Origin of the sequence: Burkholderia sp. AU19243, from assembly GCF_018148075.1 — a bacterium.
Taxonomy (GTDB): domain Bacteria; phylum Pseudomonadota; class Gammaproteobacteria; order Burkholderiales; family Burkholderiaceae; genus Burkholderia; species Burkholderia latens_A.
Genome location: NZ_JAGSTV010000016.1, coordinates 98908 through 117775 on the forward strand (window position 1 = coordinate 98908; position 18868 = coordinate 117775).

At 61.8% G+C, this 18868-nt stretch carries 14 protein-coding genes; 7 read left to right on the forward strand and 7 right to left on the reverse strand.

What is annotated here, in order from left to right; all coding sequences use genetic code 11:
* Positions 1 to 4: 4 nt before the first annotated feature.
* Positions 5 to 370, forward strand: a complete 366-nt coding sequence (locus tag KDW55_RS24850) for a bleomycin resistance protein (protein WP_038571142.1) — start codon at positions 5 to 7, stop codon at positions 368 to 370.
* A gap of 110 nt (positions 371 to 480) precedes the next feature.
* On the opposite strand, the gene KDW55_RS24855 is transcribed toward KDW55_RS24850, so the two are convergent.
* From KDW55_RS24855 to KDW55_RS24870, 4 genes are all read right to left on the reverse strand, one after another.
* The gene (locus KDW55_RS24855; protein WP_209825857.1) at positions 481 to 1542 is read right to left on the reverse strand and encodes a DMT family transporter; all 1062 of its coding nucleotides are present in this window, start codon (positions 1540 to 1542) and stop codon (positions 481 to 483) included.
* Between the two features lie 560 nt (positions 1543 to 2102).
* Positions 2103 to 2762: a ProQ/FinO family protein gene (locus tag KDW55_RS24860; RefSeq protein WP_038571136.1), complete on the reverse strand. Its 660-nt coding sequence runs from the start codon at positions 2760 to 2762 to the stop codon at positions 2103 to 2105.
* An 895-nt stretch (positions 2763 to 3657) separates the two neighbouring features.
* Positions 3658 to 4149 (reverse strand): NAD(P)H-dependent oxidoreductase, encoded by a 492-nt coding sequence (locus KDW55_RS24865; RefSeq protein ID WP_212161322.1) that lies wholly within the window; start codon positions 4147 to 4149, stop codon positions 3658 to 3660.
* A 177-nt stretch (positions 4150 to 4326) separates the two neighbouring features.
* Positions 4327 to 4980 carry a TetR/AcrR family transcriptional regulator gene (locus tag KDW55_RS24870; RefSeq protein WP_212149666.1) on the reverse strand — a complete coding sequence of 218 codons (654 nt, stop codon included), beginning with the start codon at positions 4978 to 4980 and terminating at the stop codon, positions 4327 to 4329.
* Positions 4981 to 5066: 86 nt separating this feature from the next.
* Between KDW55_RS24870 and KDW55_RS24875 the strand changes: the two genes are divergently transcribed.
* The 3 genes from KDW55_RS24875 (at position 5067) to KDW55_RS24885 (ending at position 9580) form a co-directional block, all read left to right on the forward strand.
* Positions 5067 to 6191, forward strand: coding sequence for an MBL fold metallo-hydrolase (locus tag KDW55_RS24875; RefSeq protein ID WP_212161324.1), 1125 nt, complete (start codon positions 5067 to 5069; stop codon positions 6189 to 6191).
* Positions 6192 to 7866: 1675 nt separating this feature from the next.
* Positions 7867 to 8562, forward strand: coding sequence for a ParA family protein (locus KDW55_RS24880; RefSeq protein ID WP_011879640.1), 696 nt, complete (start codon positions 7867 to 7869; stop codon positions 8560 to 8562).
* Positions 8555 to 9580: a ParB/RepB/Spo0J family partition protein gene (locus tag KDW55_RS24885; RefSeq protein WP_069242267.1), complete on the forward strand. Its 1026-nt coding sequence runs from the start codon at positions 8555 to 8557 to the stop codon at positions 9578 to 9580. Before KDW55_RS24880 ends, KDW55_RS24885 begins: the two co-directional genes overlap by 8 nt.
* 98 nt (positions 9581 to 9678) lie before the next feature.
* Here the strand turns inward: KDW55_RS24885 and KDW55_RS24890 are convergent, their stop codons facing one another.
* The gene (locus tag KDW55_RS24890; RefSeq protein ID WP_059545018.1) at positions 9679 to 10995 is read right to left on the reverse strand and encodes a replication initiation protein; all 1317 of its coding nucleotides are present in this window, start codon (positions 10993 to 10995) and stop codon (positions 9679 to 9681) included.
* A 2499-nt stretch (positions 10996 to 13494) separates the two neighbouring features.
* Between KDW55_RS24890 and KDW55_RS24895 the strand changes: the two genes are divergently transcribed.
* Positions 13495 to 13812, forward strand: coding sequence for a hypothetical protein (locus KDW55_RS24895; protein WP_038571111.1), 318 nt, complete (start codon positions 13495 to 13497; stop codon positions 13810 to 13812).
* Between the two features lie 407 nt (positions 13813 to 14219).
* Here KDW55_RS24895 and gcvA read toward each other — a convergent pair whose 3' ends face one another.
* On the reverse strand, positions 14220 to 15125 hold the full coding sequence (gcvA, locus tag KDW55_RS24900; RefSeq protein ID WP_212161325.1) for a transcriptional regulator GcvA: 906 nt from the start codon (positions 15123 to 15125) through the stop codon (positions 14220 to 14222).
* A 139-nt stretch (positions 15126 to 15264) separates the two neighbouring features.
* Between gcvA and KDW55_RS24905 the strand changes: the two genes are divergently transcribed.
* Both KDW55_RS24905 and KDW55_RS24910 read left to right on the forward strand, forming a co-directional pair.
* Positions 15265 to 16554, forward strand: a complete 1290-nt coding sequence (locus KDW55_RS24905) for an adenylosuccinate synthase (RefSeq protein WP_212161326.1) — start codon at positions 15265 to 15267, stop codon at positions 16552 to 16554.
* Positions 16555 to 16791: 237 nt separating this feature from the next.
* Entirely contained in the window at positions 16792 to 17733 is a 942-nt protein-coding gene (locus KDW55_RS24910; protein WP_212161327.1) for a LysR family transcriptional regulator, read from the forward strand.
* A 248-nt stretch (positions 17734 to 17981) separates the two neighbouring features.
* Here the strand turns inward: KDW55_RS24910 and KDW55_RS24915 are convergent, their stop codons facing one another.
* Complete coding sequence (locus KDW55_RS24915; protein WP_212161328.1) at positions 17982 to 18695, reverse strand: dienelactone hydrolase family protein; 714 nt, start codon at positions 18693 to 18695, stop codon at positions 17982 to 17984.
* Positions 18696 to 18868: the final 173 nt, after the last annotated feature.

Sequence of the window (18868 nt, forward strand, 5' to 3'; positions counted from 1 at the left end):
AGCCTTGCCCGACATCGCCACCCCCAATCTGCCGTCCCGTGATTTCGAAGCGACGTCGCTTTTCTACGCGAAGCTCGGCTTTGCCGAAACGTGGCGCGACGATGACTGGATGATCCTGAGACGCGGGGATCTGCTGCTGGAGTTCTTCCGCCACCCGGATCTCGACCCGGCCACGAGCGCGTTCAGCTGCTGCTTCCGGCTCGCCGACGTCGGCGCATTTTTCGATGAGTTGCTCGCGGCAGGCCTTCCGCAACAATCGACCGGCTGGCCGCGCGTGCATCGACCGACACGCGAACCATGGGGCGGCATCGTCGGCGCGCTGATCGACCCCGATGGTTCGTTGATACGCCTGATTCAGGCTGAGGACTAAAAGCGCAAGCCGATTGCCGGCGGCGCTGCGGGCTCGAACCGACTCCCATAAACGGTCACCTTGCGCGACGCAACGCACGCGCGCATGCAGCGTCTGCCTGCGCCGCGAGATCAGTGTCTGTGGCGGTGGTGAATGTCGGGGAAATGCGCGTGACTGTGCGTGATCGGCAGATGTACGTGCGGATGCGTGTGCGGTTCGTCATCGTCGTACGGGAAGTCGTGCGTGTGCTGATGATGCTCGTCGTGCCGATGTCGGTGCGTATGCGCAAGCGGTTCATGCGTGTGCTCGTGTTCGTGCCGTTCGCGTACATGAAGCCAGATGCCGAGCGCCATCAATGCGGCAGCGATCCAGAACGCAAAGGACGGGAGCACCGGCCAGATCAGCAGCGACAGCACGACGCCGAACAGCGGCGCGACGGAAAAATAAGCGCCCGTGCGCGCACTGCCCAGATGACGCAGCGCGACCACGAACAGCACGAGGCTGATCCCGTAGCCGCCGAGGCCCGTCAGCATCGCGGCGGCCGCGACGGGAACGGCGGGCAGCGTCGCGCCGCCTGCGAGCGCGATGCCGATATTGACAGGTCCGGCGACGAGCCCTTTCACGCACGCGATTATCATCGCATCGTTCGCAGCGACCTTGCGGGTCAGGTTGTTGTCGATCGCCCAGCACAGGCATGCGCCGGCGATCAGCAACGCGCCGGCGGTCACGCTTGCGTGACCCGGCGACCACGACAGCAGCGTGCCGCCGGCGACGATTGCCAGCATGCCGAGAAGCACCTGGACGTCGACGTTCTCGCGGAACACGACCCATGCGATGACGGCGGTCAGCACCCCTTCGAGATTGAGCAGCAGCGCGCTCGTCGCGGCCGGCGTCGTGGACAGGCCGAGCATTAGCAACGCCGGCCCCGCGATGCCGCCGGCCGCAATCGCACCGGCGAGCCACGGCAAATCGGCCCGTCGCAGCGGCGCGGCGTTTTCCGCGACGCCCCCGCGGCTGGACAATCGGCGCAGCAGGATCCCGGTCCCCAGACCGATTCCGCTGCCGAGATAGAACAGCCCGGCAACCATGAACGGCGACATCGCACCGATCAATGCCTTGGCGAGCGGCGTCGCGGCGCCGAACAACGCAGCGGCGGTGAGCGCTACCAGAATCGCGGATTGTCTGGGGTTCATGAGGCTGGTTTTTCGGTGAGTGTCAGTGCGTATCCGACCAAGGCCTTCGTGCAATGGCATCGGTCGTGCGGGTTGCCGCAGCCGTTGAATTCGCGCAGCGCGCGCCACGCCGTATTTTAATGAACGACGCGGACCGGCTCGCGCAACGTGTACCGACTCCTCGGTCCCGGTCGCTCTATTATTGCGTTCGTGTCTCGGCTCGCCGACTCACATGGGCATTGCTTCATTCGCAATCCAAATAAATGGCCAGCGTAGCCGATCATTAATATGGATCACGACTCATTTGATCACTCGCGAGTGGCGTCGTCGCATAAGCCGTTTTTTTGCTACTGGGGCCGTCATGCTCGCGTGACACGACCGATGCGTTGGACGAGCCAAGGCCGCCGTCGCGTTTCGTCGTCTAGTCGATGGACAATTCGATACTGAACGGGTAAGACGAGATGCTGGTACTGCCGGGGGAAAGCGCCGACCCGCCCCGTGGAACAGATCGGCCCTTGAGGTGATGGCCTGCACGTTGGTGCAGGCCGTCGCCGCGCGACCGCACGGCGACGCATCGCGAGTTACTCGCTCGCGGTCGTTTGTTGCTCGGCTTGCGGTATTGCGTCTGCCGATGCTTCCGGGGCCGTCGGCTGCGGTTCGGCGGCGGCCGCCTGCGCATCGGCCTTCGGCTGCTGCGGTGCACCCTTTGCCGCTTGCGCACCGCCCTTGTTGCCCGGACGGCGCGACTTCAGCCGCCGCGCACGTGCCGCGTCGTCGTGTGTCACCCGACCGGCTTCGTTACCTTGCAGGTCAACCCGCACCGCGCCTTCGACGAGACACGACCAGTAGCGATTGCCGCGGCACCACGTGGACATCGCGTCGCGCAATTCGGCTTCGCTCAGGCCGAGCGCCTGCGCTTCGCGAGCCAGGTCGTCCCAGATGCCAACTTTCAGCGGAACTTTCGGGGCCGGATTCTTCGGGAACGCGCGCGGGAACCGCCGCTGCAGTTTGCCGATCGCGACGATCACCGGATCGACGGGGGCCGACGGCTTCGCCGAAGCGGGCTTGGCGCCCGACGGCGCTTTGTTCGCGGCGCCCGATTTTGCCCCGCGAGCAGCCCGGTCTCCGGACTTCGGCTTTTCGCCTGCGTCCGGTTGCGTAGCCGGTCGCTTCGCGTTGCGCTCCTGCTTGGCCTTGGCTGCGAGCTGCGCCCGCAATTCGGCAAGTTGTTCAAAACCCATAAATTCAATCCACCAGGAATATAAGGTGTGGTTCGTGCAGTCGTTCAGCACATCGGCGTTTCGCCGCATCGCCTGCGGCTCGTCTGCCACCGATGCGGAACATTGCGGGGCCGCATCGCTACCACCACTGTTTCAGGCACCCGGCCACGATGCCGGACAAAGGCAGGAGTGGAAGTATACCGGTACGCGCGGCCATCGGCTGCCTCACCGGTGCGCATTTGTCGGAACCGTGAGCCTGCTCATGCGACAGCGCGGTCGTGTTGCGCATTATGGCGGCGTTTGGGGCCGGCATCGACCCGTGCGTTACGTAGTGTCGTACGGCGACGCCTGGTTTGCGGGGACGGATCGCCATTGCTCGGGGCCCTCTTCACACGGCGAAAGGGCGCGCAGGATGGCACCTGAAGACGTCGTGGCATGCGCTCCGGGTGGCCGGCTTGCGCATTTGTTGCGCGCGGCGCGTCGACTTTCGCCCATCGGGGCCTTCATCGAATTAGTTGCGTCCGCATCGATCGAGAGCTGTACGGCGGCTGGGGAAAGTGCATAGTAGCCCCGATCAGTGTAGACAACACTTAGGTGTGGGCGATCTCGCTACGCGCCACCTGATCAACGTGCTTGGCATCGAGTGAGGAGCGATCCCGGTTACACCAAATGGAGCGAATACCTGCATCGCAGCGGTCCGTCGTCGCTTGAACTGCCACGATGACAATGGAAACGTGATCGGTAGTTGCATGCATATGGCGCTCCGCGCGGCCTCGTGCAATCGCCATGCCCCGGGATAGCATCGCGCAACCGTGTCGGGCAGGGGCGCCTATGTATCGGCATTCGATTTACGGCCTTGCGCAGCGACCGCTAAGGCCGGCTGCCTCTTCGCTGCTACCGACTCGGTCGCCGAAAATCAGAACACGCCAAGCACTAGGCCCGCTGCAAGACCGGCGCCGATTTCCGCGCAGCGCGCGAGATCGCCGCTGTCGATCGTCTTCGATGCGAGGATGCGTTCCGGCGTCTGCGCATGCGTGCAGACGATCAATCCCCGCGCGACGTTCCTGAGCCGCCAGCCCGCCGCGATCCGATCGATCTGACGCAACGCGTTCTGCCCATCGCTGCCCGCGCAGATCATCGCCGCATACGGCCTGCCGTTCACGCGATCGAGCGCCGCGTAGTAACAGCGATCGAAAAAATCCTTCATGATCCCCGACATCGCGGCCAGATTCTCCGGCGTCGCGAACAGGTACCCGTCCGCGGCGAGCACGTCGTCGGCGTTCGTCGCATCCGCACGCTGCAATCTGACGTCGATGCCAGGTTGCTCACGCGCCGCAATTGCCGCTGCCTCGGCCATTTGCTGCGTACCGCCGGTCATCGTGTGATAGACGATCAACAGCGTTTTCATCGGTGTTCGCTCGCTTTTCGTTTCATGGTCGGCCACCACGCACCTCCGCTCGGCCGGATACGCTACGCCGACCGTCCGCGAGTGGCGAGGATTTGCCTGTCGCCGAGTGGCATTTTGCTCGATGTGACGGACGAGGCGCGGAGCGAAGCGGAGCCGCTTCCAATTCGGCTGGCACGCTCAGTTGCGTTCCTCACCCGACGCATCGACATCGTCGCGCTGCGCGTAATACGCAAGAAACATGTCGGCGGCCGCTTCCGCGACCTTCCGCTGTTCCTGTGAACCGAGCGGCGGCTGGCCCATCGTCACCTGCGGCCAGAACGCGAAGGCCTTCACCATGCCGTGCAGTTGATGCGCGGCGAACACGGGATCAGGCGCGGTCAGCCTGCCAGCCGCCGCGGCCGCGCGAATCCAGACCGTCACGTCTTCTTCGCGCTCGCCCATGCGTTCGACCATATCGCGCGCGCGTTCCGGCGAGTGGATGGCCGCGCCGATCGCGACTCGGGCGAGCGCGACGAACGCTTCATCGCTCAGCAGGCGTAATTTCCGGCCCAGCAATGCCAGTAATTGATCGCGCAACGGCATGTCGGCCTGGTAACCCGGTGCGCCGGCGGTGAAGGTTGCGTCCCACAGCTGATGCAGGATCGCCGCGAATAGCGCTTCCTTGCCCGGGAAATGGTTGTAGACCGTGCGTTTCGACACGCGTGCCCGCGCGGCAATTCGATCCATGCTGGTTGCGTCGTAACCGGCAGCGAGAAATTCCTCGATCGCCGCATCGATAATTGCCGCGCGCTTTCGATCGGTCAAACGCGCCGGAGTGGTACTGGTGTTCATTCGAAAATTTTACACCGATGAGTTTACATTTCCCACGGATAAACTACTACACTGGTCGGTGTACTTTTACTTTCGGATGGGTCCCCATGGCTTCGCCTCTCGTTTTCCTTCACCGCATGCTTGGGTTCGCTGCTGCGAGGCGCGGTCGCGCGCTGTCCGGCACGTCGCAGCAGCACAACGGCGAGCGTTTCAGCAACGTCGCCCCGCAGCCGGCCGAAGGGCTTGGCAAGACGCTTGGCATCGCCTGGAACATGCTGGTTAACAAGCCGCGCGACACGGTTCCGACGGGGCCACTACCGATCGATTCGATGAGCCGCGCGCAACTCGACGCGGCCCCCGATCGCAGTCTTTACCGGCTCGGTCATTCGACGTTGCTGATGAAACTGCGCGGCGCGTTCTGGCTGACCGATCCCGTATTTGCCGAACGCGCGTCGCCATTTCGGCACATCGGCCCCAAACGTTTTCACGCACCGCCGATTTCGCTCGAGAATCTGCCGCCGTTACGCGCGGTGATCCTGTCGCACGACCACTACGATCATCTCGATCGCGACACGGTCGTGGCATTGGCAGCCACCACGGAGCTCTTCATCACGCCGCTCGGGGTCGGCGACCGACTGATCGAATGGGGCATCGACGGGAAGAAGGTTCGCCAGCTCGACTGGTGGCAAAACATTGACGTCGACGGGCTCCTGCTGACTGCAACGCCCGCGCAGCACTTCTCGGGGCGCAGCTTGTTTGACGGAAACAGCACGTTGTGGGCCTCGTGGGTGATCGCGGATGACGCCCTGCGCATTTTCTTCAGCGGGGACACAGGTTACTTCGACGGCTTCAAGACAATCGGCGAGCGTCTGGGGCCATTCGATGTGACGCTGATCGAAACAGGCGCATATGACCCGCAATGGCCGTACGTGCACATGCAGCCGGAGGAAACAGTTCAGGCACATGTCGATCTGCGCGGCCGCACACTGGTGCCGATTCACAACGGCACGTTCGATCTCGCGATGCATCGCTGGGAAGAGCCATTCGAACGTGTGACGGCGTTGGCGATGGCACGTGGCATCGCATTGTCCACGCCGAGGATGGGAGAACAGCTCGATTTGAATGCGCCGCACCGCGGGGAGCGGTGGTGGCGAAAGGCAGACGCACAAACGAAGGCGCTAGCGGCGAAAGCGCGACGGTGGCGACTTTGTGCGACGGGCACCAGCCAGTAAGGTGGAGTGATCGGTTTGTATGCGCCGCGATTTTCGATTGAGAAGTTGCGGCGCGGAGGATTTGGTTCTTCGTCCCAGAACCTCGTGCCGCAGAGGACGCCGTGAGGTAATCGGAATGCATTGGCTGCCCGGCATTGGCCAGTGACAACCGGCCTTGGTGAGGATACGGATCTGACCGCGATGGCATGCGGGCGCTTCATTGTTCTACGCGCGCTATGCGCATCCCGGACTCGTCAGCCCATCGGTGAACGCTCAGCCCGGATTCTCAGCGGCTGCCGCTCCAGCCCAGTAGTCCTTGTTCCGTTGTACGCCGGGTTCGATTCTTCGCGCTTCGTTTCAAGCGAGCGCACGGCTAAGCGCCGTTAGCCTTGTTGTCACGTGACAACCGAGGGTCGAGGCGCTTCATATCACGGCGCTGATCGAACCTTCTTACGAAGGGAAGTAACGCCGGCAAACATATCAATTAGAGCGTCGCCGTGGCGATATGTATTTAAAACTACGTATTACGTTTTGTTTGATACGTAAATGTGACGGCCTTGGGCCATGCAGCGCGCGCGGTCGCTCAAGGTCCATTCGCCCCCATTTCGCGCACTGACCACGCCGATTTTTCGTGAAACAACATGAACAAAATCGCGCAACCGCTTGCGTGACAAGGGTTTACGAATCGGAGTGCTTTTAGAGAAATGTTTCACGACCCCGCGATCATCTTGGCGCCGTCGGTCCAGCGTTCCGAGTAGTTATTAAAAGCGACTATCCGACTCCGGTTGCAAACAGCATACAAAACAGGTGGCCGAACGACCCTTTGAAGTAGGAACCTCCCGGTGTAGCGCACCCTCTCCGTTGCTCGTCACCTCCATTGAGGCCGCGCCGTGATATATTAGGGCCATATCAAAATGCTATATGCGACCCTGCATGCCGTGCTCGGTTGCCCGCTAATCGTCGTTGACCAGGGAGCCAGAAGTCGCCGCAAGATCGCTCCTCCTCCAACCCTGCCATTGATACGCAGCCGCTCCCTTGCCTCCCCGAATCCGTGTATGGGATTCAGTATTCCTATATGAACCTCATGAGTTGTCACGTGACAACCCGTGCGCGCTCCCACGACTCGCCTAACACCAATTACTCCCGGTCACTCGACGGGCCCACCGCGTAGTTGCTCCGGTACAGCAGCAAAGCCAACGGGCGGGTTGTTACGTGACAACCGGTGCCGTCGCGCTCGAGGAGTACGAAAGCCAGCGTACGGGCATATGGAGAACGCTGGCGTCGTGTCGATGATCTAGAGATCGCTCAAGGCCCCTCGCGGCAGTCGAATCCGAACGCTCCAGCCATAGATTGGCAACCCGGATGGGTGGCCATTACGTTTGTCACGTGACAACACCACGTTTGCAAGCCGGCGCTTTGTTAGTCCTGGACGGGCGAAGTAGTTGGATAGTTGAGTCAGGCGGCGGTGCTCTCATCTGTTGCGTCCATGTGAAAGCCCCAAGCCCATAATCGCCTCGTTCAAATAATTTCTCCAGTCAATTTATTGTTTTCACTTTCCCTATTCTGGCCACTCTCCTATCCGGCCGACTTGTCACGTGACAACGACATCTAGGGGAAATTCCAATTTTTCTATAACGCTTATCTGGACTTTTTGACAATAACTACATATATTACGTAAAACTCCGTGGAGAACTTAATGGCTTTCAAGATCGCGGTGAGCAATCAAAAAGGTGGCACGGGAAAGACGACCATCTCCGTCAATATCGCCGCTGCGTTCGAGGCAGGCGGCAACAAAGTCGCATTGATCGATGCCGACCCTCAAGGCACTTCGGTGAGATGGGTCACGAGCGGAGAAAATACGCTCCCGATGACTGTCCTGTCGCTCGCCCCCGCCGGGCGGGGGATCGGCGGCGAAATCAAGAAACAGGATGCGAACTTCGACGTAATCGTCGTCGATTGTCCGGGCAACCTCGAAGACCCGCGCATCGCGTCCGTGCTCGAAGTCGCAGATTTCTGCCTCGTACCGCTGTCACCGTCGCCGGCCGACCTGTACAGCACCGTCGCGATGATCCGGATGATCGAGTCGATGCGCGCGGTCCGTAACCCCAATTTGTCTTCCGCACTGATGCTGAACAGCGTCAATGGAAAAACTAAAATGCGTGAAGAAATTTTAAAAATTCTAAAAGCTGAAGAAATAGGGGAGCATCTGCTCGACAGTCAGATCGCACAACGCGAGGTCTACCGCCAGACGTTCGCCCTCGGCACCACAATCCATCACCACAACCGCTACCTGAAGGGATTGAAGGAAGCGCGCGCGGAGATCGAGAGGCTGGTCACCGAAATGGCCCAATACATCGCGTCGACACGCGCTACCGGAGCCGCACATGGCTAAAGACACATCGAAAGAGAAGAAGCCCACCGGCAACCTGCATCTTGCAGCCGGCCTGCTGCGTGGGCTCGCGCAGGAAAACGCGGCACTGGAAACGCGCCTGCCCGATCCGGCGCCGGCATCGCCCGCCGCCGTCGAAGCCACGGCACCCGTCGCCGCGACCACGTCCGCCGACGCGCTGGAGCTTGGCGCACCGCAAAAAGTCGCGGTGAAGGACTGCATCCCGAATCCGTTCAATCCGCGCGTGTTCTACTCGGAATCGAGCCTGCACGAGCTCGCGCTGACACTGAAGCGGGAAGGGCAGATCGAGCCGATCAAGGTGACGCGGCTCCCTGAATTTCCGGGCAAGCTCGTCGTGATCGACGGACAGCGCCGCCTTCGTGCGACCAGCATCAACGGCGACGAGACGATCAACGCAACGTTTCGTACTGACCATACGCCCGAGCAGCTCTATACGATCGCCTATCGCGCGAACCACGACCACGAACGCCAGACCATCTTCGACGATGCGGTCGCGTGGAAGCGCCTTCTCGACGAAAAGGTCTTTCCCGACCAGAACACGCTTGCGGAAAAGATCGGCAAGGACAAGGCATCGATCAGCAAGACGCTGTCGCTGAACGCGCTGCCGAACACGCTGCTCGAACGAATGGCCAGCGCGAACGACGTGGTCGGCCTGCAGGCTGCATACTTTCTGAAGCTCATCTTCGAACGCATGGGCGAGCCGGCTGCCGACCGGCTGCTCACGGCAGTGATCGATCGGAAAAAGTCGGTGCGCGACCTTGAGAACTTCCTGCGCGCGCAGAGCGACGGCAGCAAAAAGTCGGGGCGCACGCGTTACAGCGTTCGTCATGATTTTGCGCTGGAATCGCGCGCGATCGGTCAATTGAAAACCTATCCGGACGGGCGTCTGGATCTTCAGCTGAAGGGCGTGGACGCGTCCCAGCAGGAGGCACTCGCCGACCGGCTCAAGGCCGTGATCGACGCGTACGTGGCGGAACTGGCGGCCGTCGCGCAAAAGTAACGGCCCAAGGCAAAGGCCTCGCACCAGCATGGCATCGTGCAACCAGATGCATTCGGTTGCACGGTGCATGCAAGGCACCGAGGCCTTGACCGATCCGATCAGCTCGTCGCGAGGCTGCTTTTCAGCAGGAATTCCAGCAAGTCGTCCGAAGTCGGCTCGCCCCAGGTGTCGAGCGCCAGCCATCGGAAGAAGCTGGTTTGCGCGAGCTTGCTTGCCTTCTTCTTCGGCGACAGCGTCAGGTCCTTCGACCCGGCCACCGTCTCGTTGTAGCGCTCGATCAGCTTGGTCTGGTCGTCGATCTCCAGCTCTCGGAAGTACGCCCCCGCTTCGTCGACCTTCGCGGCCAGGTATTTGTCGCGAATCTGCTCCTGCTTGCTCTGTGCCGATTCCTTCGCCGGCGCGGCCGTGTCGGTTCCCTGCCCATCGGCCAGCGTGTAGCCGTGCGTCAACGCCTTGCGGAAATACGCGGCCACGTTGTCGACTGGCGCTGCATTCTTCTTCGTAGTCCGATTCAGCGTATAAGCGATCGCAGCCTTGATGCGCTGCACGCCGTACTGCGTGATCAGCCGGCGGGCTTCCGAGCGCGGAATCCCGAACTTGGCAACTTCGTCGATCAGCGCTTCATTCTTGACGTCGCCTTCCTCGACCGTATCCGCGCTCTGCTTGCGTGTCACCTTGAACTGGACGGCCTCCACGCTGCGACCTGACTTGTGTTCAATCAGCTCGAGCGTGTGGTCGGAAACTTCGTTCACCTCTTGAATGCACGGCACGAGAACCTTGCTCTTGAAGAGCTTGTATTCCTTGTACGACTGCGATGCCTTGTCCTGACCAAGAATCAGGTCTCGAAATTTCGGCAGCGGGATCTTCGCGGTGATACCGATTCCCTCGTAGCGCACGGTGTTTTCCCACAACGCCAGCGAGTGCGAACGGCGGAACTCGCGCGCGATCCGCATATCGATCAGCGCGTAGATCTCCGGATTGAGCAGCTCGCTGCGAATCTGGTCGGAGAAGCTGTATTTCAGCACCGATTGCTCGAGCTCGGCGCCGGCGAGCAGGCCGGACGCCTTCCACACCGTCGAGCGATCGGCGGCCAGGTAGTCCCAATTGACGACGGTACTGATCAGCGAGTTGACCGTGTCCTTCACGTACTTTGTGTTGTTGCTGTTCAACCCGCTCTCGTGCGATAGCGCGGCGATCGAAATCGAGAAACTCGTGCGGCCGGGCTCGAACGCTTCTTGACGAAGAGCGTTCTTGATCAGCGAGCTGAACATCTTGCGCTGCTGCAGACCAATCTTTCCGGACTTCGGAGCGATATGAATGGCCTGGACCGCCTTGCGCAGCAGATCGGGAGGCTCGGGTGTCTGAAACAGCGAAACCTGCTTGTCGGAGCCTTTGATTGCGGGCTTGCGCGGCATCGTGTTGTCCGGAGAAGGTGACCTTATTGATGGCGGACTTTATACCTTTTCCGGCGGACGAGCAACGTGTTGTTCTCCAGTATTACTTGCACTATCGTTTCTAACACCATGTTGCGAAAAGGAAAGTTCCAATTTTTCGACCCACAGGACGCCCCATACGCATATACCTTTCCACGAAAAAACGCTCCCAAATCCTGGTACCTTTCCCCCTGCGACAGCCAAACCCGGCATGACATTTGCCGGCCCTTAGGTACCCATCCATGGGGCGAAATCCGTCGGGATTCGCATGCGCTGCACACTCCGGTGGTGCCGTGCAACACGATCTGCATTTCTCCCATAACGGGGTACCTTGCATGTTTCCCATGGATGGATACCTGTGGAATCCGCTGGCCGCGCGTTTTGTCGGCACATCCTGCAGGGCAGGTAAAACGGCTCCCATGAACGGCTACCGTCAGAAATCCCCATAGAAGGTAACCTTTCCGCCTCATCGTTCCTGTTTATGGGAGAGTGCGTTCATCCGGCCATGTAAAGGGTGGTGCCCAGCCCACATTGGACTACCATAAACGGCTACCTCAAAGCGCCCCCATAACCAGCTACCTCACATAGCCTGTGAAGCAGCAAAGCAGCAGGAGACGCAGTGGCGCGGCCCCATAAATGGCTACCAATAACGGGTCCCACAAACGGCTACCTGAACCATGTTGAAGCGGAAATCCCATAACAGGCTACGCGTGCCCCATATCCACAACCCCTGTTTCCCACAACGCGGTACCCGATTCCCCAAATCCACAGACCTGAAGCCCCATACTCTTCCGCCTGTGCCACCATAAATGGGTACCGAACGCCCGTCAAAGCCTTGCCTGACAAGGCTTCGAGCCGTCTAAAAGTAGTTAAAGAAGTAAACGTGGTTTACCAAAGATGTAAACACACGTGTGCTTGCGCAGAAAAACTCCCCCATAAACCGCTACCCAAGCCGTCCGCACGTGGGCTGGACTTGCAGCTCTGATGGCTTCAGGCCCACAGGTCACCCCCCATGTGGGCGAAACAATCGCCGTTTCAAGCCTGGCAAGGCTTTCCCTGGGGGTAAGTACCCACTCACAAGGGACCAAACGTAGAAACTTATGGGACGAAATCGCCAGTTCCAGCAGTTAGGTTCCCATCTATGGGATCGCAAAACGGCAGGAACGACGTACCGGGTGGACGCTCTCCGCGCCAAGCGACACGCCCAATCTGGCAGGCGGTTTTTGCAGGCGTCGACCTCAACAGCAAGAAATCGCTGAAATTCAGCGGGCGGCAGTCCCTTGCGCGCCGATCGCGACGTATCTGGAGATAAGTCTTCCGTTATCGCGAATAGCCCCCTTGCGGGGTTTCTCATCAGTGCGGAGACGTAGAGCGACAGCTGCCTCCTCTCTACCTCTCGATCGGACCACACATTCTTCTACCTTTGGTGAGCCGACGCCGCGTTGTAATCCATCGGCTGTGTCTGCTGAGGTGACTTCGACAAATTCAGCATCGCCCCGACCGTGAGCCGGGCCCCATTGTGAGCCCCGCACATGGTCGGCCCATACCGGGCTCCCGAACACTCTCACCACCAGGTCGTCGACGTGTCCTGTAAATCCTCACCGACGAGGTGACGCACAGCTCTTGTAGGTCACAGTCAAACGTCCGTGAGCACGACATGAAAAACTGTGAGCGCTACGCGTAGCGGGCGGGCCCGACCCGGCCCGGGCCCTGTGTCAAAGCGCGTCAAAACGCCGGACTGTGATGCACGGCGCGAACTCGTCGTTCGATTCGGCGCGATTGGTGATGCGCCGGCGCGACCGTGCATCCGTGACGGCCGGCTGCTGAAGCGTTCACCTTTCCAAGAAGTCGTCGACGCGCGGACGTTCGAAGAAAAGTGCCGAACAGGTAGCCTCGCGTATGGCGTCTGGTTACCCCGTCCTTGGCGCGGTGCCCGCTCAAGGTGTATGTGTGATCGAGCCGCCTGCGGCACGACGGCAATCGTGGTCGTTTATGGGAAACGCGGCGGTTCGAGCAGGAGCGCCGGACGACATTTCAGACACGTTTGATATTCCGCTTGCTCACCGGCTCATCGAACGACGGTGGCGCTGCTCGAGCGGCGCTCAAAACGACGCATCCACTGGCGTCATTTCGGTGCAGAAGCACCGAAACGAATCTCATCGTCATGCAGGACGCGCGTCCGCCGTCCGGAACGATCGCGTTCGCCGAACGGTTGCTGCGACCGATGTGTCGGAGTGTCGATGCGCAAGCTGTCTCATCGTGTTCCATCGCGAGAAGTGAGATTGCGCCGCGCGGGTCGGACGTCAATGCCGAGTGGTCCCGGTGTGCGTATTCCCGCGAATGTTTGCACGATGACCCCACATTTTTTGCAACGCGGTTATGATGCAAAGGCTCTAATCGCGACATGAGGAGCGATTGGGAGCAGGGGCGGTATCTCGATGTCCTTTCACTCCGTGATCAATCAGACAAGAGAGTTCAGCAATGCGAATCCAGATCAGAAAACTCACGCTGGCTGCTACGGCAGCTGCTTTCCTCTTCGGCTCGGCGGCTCCTGTGTTCGCGCAGACCGATGCCAGCGCACCGGCTGCCCAGGATGCGAAAGCCGCGAAGCGTGAAGCACGCAAGGCAGCACGGGCAAAACGCAAGGCCGAACACAAGGCAGCGCGTGCGAAAAACAACGCCGAACTGAAGAAGCTCGAAGACGCTGGCTACAAACCGTCGGCCAATGACCCGAACTATCCGCAGAACCTGCAGAACGCTGAGAAGAAGGCGGGCGAAGCCGCTGGCGCAAGCCAATAAGCTCGCCCGTGGTTTGACAAGCCCCGGCCTTGTGCCGGGGTTTGTCATTTGTGCGGCAAAAGCATGTGCGCATGTCTTCGCCGACGTTTCCCCTCAGTGCCGCTCGGTTTTCATTCCTCAATCATCATGCTCCTGGACGACATGTCGATTCGGTCGGCGACTGCCGAGCGCATTCGCGTCATGCGTTCAACTGGGCAGTTGCACGGCACGAGCGAAATGCGATGAAACCGGCCCGTTCTCGGTAGGCAAAATTGAAGTCCGGCCTATGCGGATCTCCTCGCGCTATTGCTATGGAGTGCAAAAGAGCGCGGTGACACTGCGCTGGTGATCCGCCGCGAAACATGCGCAATCAGCGCGAACGTGGCCGCGCCCAACCGCCCCAAACGTTCTCGCGGCTGCCGACATGGTCAACGCCGCCCGTTCGTTCCCCCTGCATTCCCTGTCGCTTTCAGCCAGTCCTTGAATGCCCGCACCGCTTCATCGCCGGCGCGAGCGGCTGCCACATAAGTGAAATAGCGCCACGGCGGCAATGCCGGTTCGCTGAACGGCTGCATCAGGCGGCCCTCGGCAATGTCGTCCGCGACGAGCGCAATCGGCCCCATTGCCACGCCGAGGCCATCGAGCGCGCCCTGCAGTGTCAGATAGAAGTGTTCCAGCGTGAGCGAGTGGCGCGGCACCAGGTTCGAGTATCCGGCTGCCGCTAGCCATTCCGGCCACATGCCGGGATAGGTTGCCGCGTGCAACAGCGTGAAATCCGCAAGATCGGCTGGCGTATGTAACGGTCGACCCTCGAGCAGTTTCGGCGAGCACACGGGCAGCCGGACCTCGGACAGGAATTCTTCCGCAACATATCCGTCGATGGCCAGCGGGCCGCCACGCACGATCAAATCAACCTTGTCGCGCAGCTTGTCGATCGGCTCGTTGGACGTCGACAGACGGACCTCGATGGCCGGATGCGCGACCTGGAACGACGATAGCTTCGGCACAAGCCAGCGCAGCGAAAACGTCGCGGGGGCGCTCACCCGCAGCACCCGCTGCTGCCCCTGACCGAAATGCTGCGCGGTGGCCAGCGCGATGCGGTCGAACGAAGCGCCGACCTCGGCAAGGTACGCGCGGCCGGCATCGGTCAGGTCGACGCGCCGGTTGTGCCGTTCGAACAGCGGTCGGCCAAGCCAGGCCTCGAGTTGCTGCACATGCCGGCTGATCGCTCCATGGGTCACACACAGCTCGTCGGCGGCGAGCGTGAAACTGCCGAGCCGCGCCGCGGCTTCGAACGCGCGCAGCGAATTAAGCGGGGGAAGTCGTCGGGCCATTCGTTGTTCGCGTGAATTTTAATCACACGATCGCTCAGATTAAATCGTTTGATCGGGCAATACAGGTACTCCAATATGGCACACAACCGGTCTTCACGACCGATATGTGTGTCTGAATTTCTCACATGGAGTATGGAGCATGCCGAACGTGGTCGTAGTGGGCGCCCAATGGGGCGACGAAGGCAAGGGGCGCGTCGTTGACTGGCTCGCGGCGCAGGCCGATATCGTCGCCCGCTACAACGGGGGCCACAACGCGGGCCATACGCTGGTCGTCGGCGACAAGACATACAAGCTGGCGTTGTTGCCGAGCGGCCTGGTGCGCGGCAAGCGCGGCGTAATCGGCAATGGCGTCGCGCTCGATCCGGAGGCGCTGCTGGCCGAGATCGGCCGGATGGCAGAACTCGGGCTGTCGGTAACGCCCGACAACCTGTCGATTGCCGAGAACGCCACGCTGGTGCTGCCGATTCACCGTGCGATCGATCAGGCGCAGGAGCGTCTTCGTCCCGAACCCATCGGCACCACGCTTCGAGGGATCGGGCCGGCATACGAAGACAAGATCGGTCGCCGCGGGCTGCGCGTTGCCGATCTGGCTGAACCGAGCCGGCTCGCCGGCAAGCTCGACGTGCTCGTGGACCATCACAATGCGTGGTTTCGCGGGCTGGGGCTCGAGCCCTGCTCGCGCGACGCAATGCTCGCGACCCTCGTCGACATCGCACCCAAGATCCTGCCGTTCCTGCGTCCCGTGTGGGCCGACCTGAACGACGCAACCGATCGCGGCGAGCGGATCCTCTTCGAGGGCTCGCAGGCCGTGATGCTCGACATCGACTGGGGCACCTATCCGTTCGTGACGTCGTCGGGCACCGTTGCATCGGCCGCCGCGGCCGGCACGGGTCTGGGAGCGGCGAAGCTCGGTCACGTGCTGGGCGTGACCAAAGCGTATGCGACGCGAGTCGGCGGTGGTCCGTTCCTTACCGAGCTGATCGATGCAACCGGGGAAGCGCTGCGCACGCGCGGACACGAGTTCGGCGTCAACACGGGGCGGCCGCGCCGCTGCGGATGGCTCGATGCCGCGCAGCTGCGGCAGGCCGTGCGAGTCTCGGGCATCGATTCGCTCGCGCTCACCAAACTCGACGTGCTCGACGGCTTTACGTCGATCGAGCTGTGCGTCGGCTACGAGCTCGATGGCGCGCGCGTCGACCATCTGCCCGCGAGCCTCGATGCGCAGGCACGCGCGAAACCCGTGTACGAACGGTTCCGCGGGTGGGAGGGCACGGTGAAGGGCATCCGCGACCGTGCGGCGCTGCCGCGCGCAGCGCAGGACTTCATCGCACGGGTCGAGGCGGTCGCGGGCGCACCGGTATCGATGATCACGACCGGCGCCGAGCGCGACGATACGATCGTGCTGAGCAACCCGTTCGACGCGGCGTAAATGCGGTGCGCACGATGCACCGCGGCTCGGTCGAGTCGCTGCGATGCGGCCCGCGCTGACGGGGTCCCGCTCGCCCCCGGTGCATCGATTGGCGCATGAACGCTCATGCGTCGCGCGCGCGCACGGCGAACTGGACACGTCGGCACCGCTGCGGTACTGTTCCGCACAATTCGCGCCAGACCGGCCCGCGCCGGCAGCGCAGCGCTGCGAAGCGATTTCAATCCCGGGGACATGTCGATGGACACGTTACAGATGATGCGCATTTTCGTCCGGGTGGCGGAGGAGGGCAGCTTCACGAGCGCGGCCCAGCGTCTGGACATCACCACCGCCTACGCCTCGCGTTCGGTCGCGCAACTTGAAACGCATTTGCGTACGAGGCTGCTCAACCGCAGCACGCGCCGCATCGCATTGACCGATGCCGGACAGCGCTATCTCGACCGGTGCCAGCGCATCCTCGGATATATCGACGAAGCGGAAGCCGAGGCGGCCGATGCGCAGGCGAAACCGTCGGGACGCCTGCATGTGCACGCGACGACGAGCTTTGGGCAGGCCTATCTGGTGCCCGCGGTCGTGCGATACCGGCAGCGCTACCCGTCGGTGGCGGTCGAGCTTACGCTGTCGCAGCACGTGCCGGACATCATCGACGAAGGCTACGACGTGTCGCTGCAACTGAGCACGACGGAGTTGCCCGATTCCGGGCTGGTATCGCAGCGGCTCGGCGACGTGCACAGCGTGCTGTGCGCGTCACCAGCCTATCTGAACGAGCGCGGCACGCCACGCACCGTGCGTGATCTCGAAACGCATTCGTGTCTGCAGATCGTCACGCCGATATTTCCGCGCGACCGCTGGCACCTCGACGGTCCGAACGGTCGCGAGACATTCGAACTGCCGCAGCAGGATTTCCAGGTCAACATCGCCGATGCGCTCGGTGCCGCGCTGCGCGCCGGCCTCGGGATCGGCTCGCTGCCAATGTCGACCGCGGTGCCCGCACTCGAAAGCGGTGCGCTGGTTCGCGTATTGCCCGAATATCGTTTGCAGAAGCTGACGGTCTACACGCTATACGCGTCGCGCCAGTATCTCGACGCGAAGATCCGCACGTTCGTCGATTTTCTGCGGGAATGCGTGCCCGAAATGCTGTCCGCCGACGAGGCGGCGCTGCGCGGTTCCTGTCAGCCCTGAGCGAAATCGGCAACGCGTGCCGGGTCGAGCGGCATGGCGCATGTCGTATCCGCGGCGAACCGGCGTTTCGATGCGCCGGATGATTTGCACACCGAATCTGATCGGCGCATCGCCGACGTCGGCGCGGCAGCATTGCAGGTGCGTGCGCAACGAATTCCCGGCAGAAAACGACAACGCCACGGATGTGACTCCGTGGCGTCTTGCTTGCCGTGCGTCGTCGCACGGCATTCGCGATTGCGCGCTACGCGTTAGTGCTGCTCGCTCCAGAGCGTACGCCCGAAGAACGTGAGCGTGCGATCCCATGCGATCTGCGACCACACCGGGTCGAACTGCGTACCGCCAATGCGGCCCAGGCCGACGGCCGTTTCGTTCGCGAACGCATGATGAGCGAGATAGCGGTGGAACTCGAAGCCGACCTTCGCGTCGGTCAATTTTTTTTCCAGCGCGTCGACCTGATCGATCGCGAAAAACGCATCCTGCGTACCCCAGTGGCCCATGAGCGGCACCTTGATCTTGGACGGATCCAGGTAGTCGAGCGGAGGGAATCCGTACCACGTAACGCCGGCGTCCGCATCGGCGAACTGCAGCGACAGCAGCGTGAGTGCGCCGCCCATGCAGAAACCGGTGACGGCGACGCGCGATGCGCGCGTCTTCAGATATTGCACGGCGCCAGGAATGTCCTGCGATGCGGCGTCGCCGAAATCGAGACCGGTCATCAGATGGTGCGCTTCTTCCTCTTCGACCGTCGACTTGCCGCGATACAGATCGGGCACGAGCGCGAAGTAGCCACAGCGCGCAAGGCGATCTGCGACGCCGCGAATCTGGTCATTCAGGCCCCACCATTCCTGAATGACGACGACAGCGGGTGCACCTTCGGTCTTGTCCGGCGTCGCGAGGTAGCCCTGCAGTTCCTGCCCGTCCGGGCGGCGAAACGTGATCATGGAACCGGATGTTTGAGACATGAAACCGCTCCTTTTCGAAAAATGCGATGAGTGCGGCATCGGGTCGGCCAGCGAGCGCGGTATGCCCGGTGGCTCGAGGGTTGGCTCGCGTTCGCTTCGGCCGGCGCCGACCACGCGGCCATTCTATGCGCAAACGCCGGCAGTCTGCGCGAAAGGGGCGGCGCGGCGGCCGA

What these genes read in the sequence shown, in the direction of transcription:
- KDW55_RS24855 (WP_209825857.1), bottom strand. Translation starts at nt 1,542, where the DNA reads ATGAACCCCAGACAATCCGCGATTCTGGTAGCGCTCACCGCCGCTGCG.
- KDW55_RS24860 (WP_038571136.1), bottom strand. Translation starts at nt 2,762, where the DNA reads ATGGGTTTTGAACAACTTGCCGAATTGCGGGCGCAGCTCGCAGCCAAG.
- KDW55_RS24865 (WP_212161322.1), bottom strand. Translation starts at nt 4,149, where the DNA reads ATGAAAACGCTGTTGATCGTCTATCACACGATGACCGGCGGTACGCAG.
- KDW55_RS24870 (WP_212149666.1), bottom strand. Translation starts at nt 4,980, where the DNA reads ATGAACACCAGTACCACTCCGGCGCGTTTGACCGATCGAAAGCGCGCG.
- KDW55_RS24875 (WP_212161324.1), top strand. Translation starts at nt 5,067, where the DNA reads ATGGCTTCGCCTCTCGTTTTCCTTCACCGCATGCTTGGGTTCGCTGCT.
- KDW55_RS24880 (WP_011879640.1), top strand. Translation starts at nt 7,867, where the DNA reads ATGGCTTTCAAGATCGCGGTGAGCAATCAAAAAGGTGGCACGGGAAAG.
- KDW55_RS24885 (WP_069242267.1), top strand. Translation starts at nt 8,555, where the DNA reads ATGGCTAAAGACACATCGAAAGAGAAGAAGCCCACCGGCAACCTGCAT.
- KDW55_RS24890 (WP_059545018.1), bottom strand. Translation starts at nt 10,995, where the DNA reads ATGCCGCGCAAGCCCGCAATCAAAGGCTCCGACAAGCAGGTTTCGCTG.
- KDW55_RS24895 (WP_038571111.1), top strand. Translation starts at nt 13,495, where the DNA reads ATGCGAATCCAGATCAGAAAACTCACGCTGGCTGCTACGGCAGCTGCT.
- gcvA (WP_212161325.1), bottom strand. Translation starts at nt 15,125, where the DNA reads ATGGCCCGACGACTTCCCCCGCTTAATTCGCTGCGCGCGTTCGAAGCC.
- KDW55_RS24905 (WP_212161326.1), top strand. Translation starts at nt 15,265, where the DNA reads ATGCCGAACGTGGTCGTAGTGGGCGCCCAATGGGGCGACGAAGGCAAG.
- KDW55_RS24910 (WP_212161327.1), top strand. Translation starts at nt 16,792, where the DNA reads ATGGACACGTTACAGATGATGCGCATTTTCGTCCGGGTGGCGGAGGAG.
- KDW55_RS24915 (WP_212161328.1), bottom strand. Translation starts at nt 18,695, where the DNA reads ATGTCTCAAACATCCGGTTCCATGATCACGTTTCGCCGCCCGGACGGG.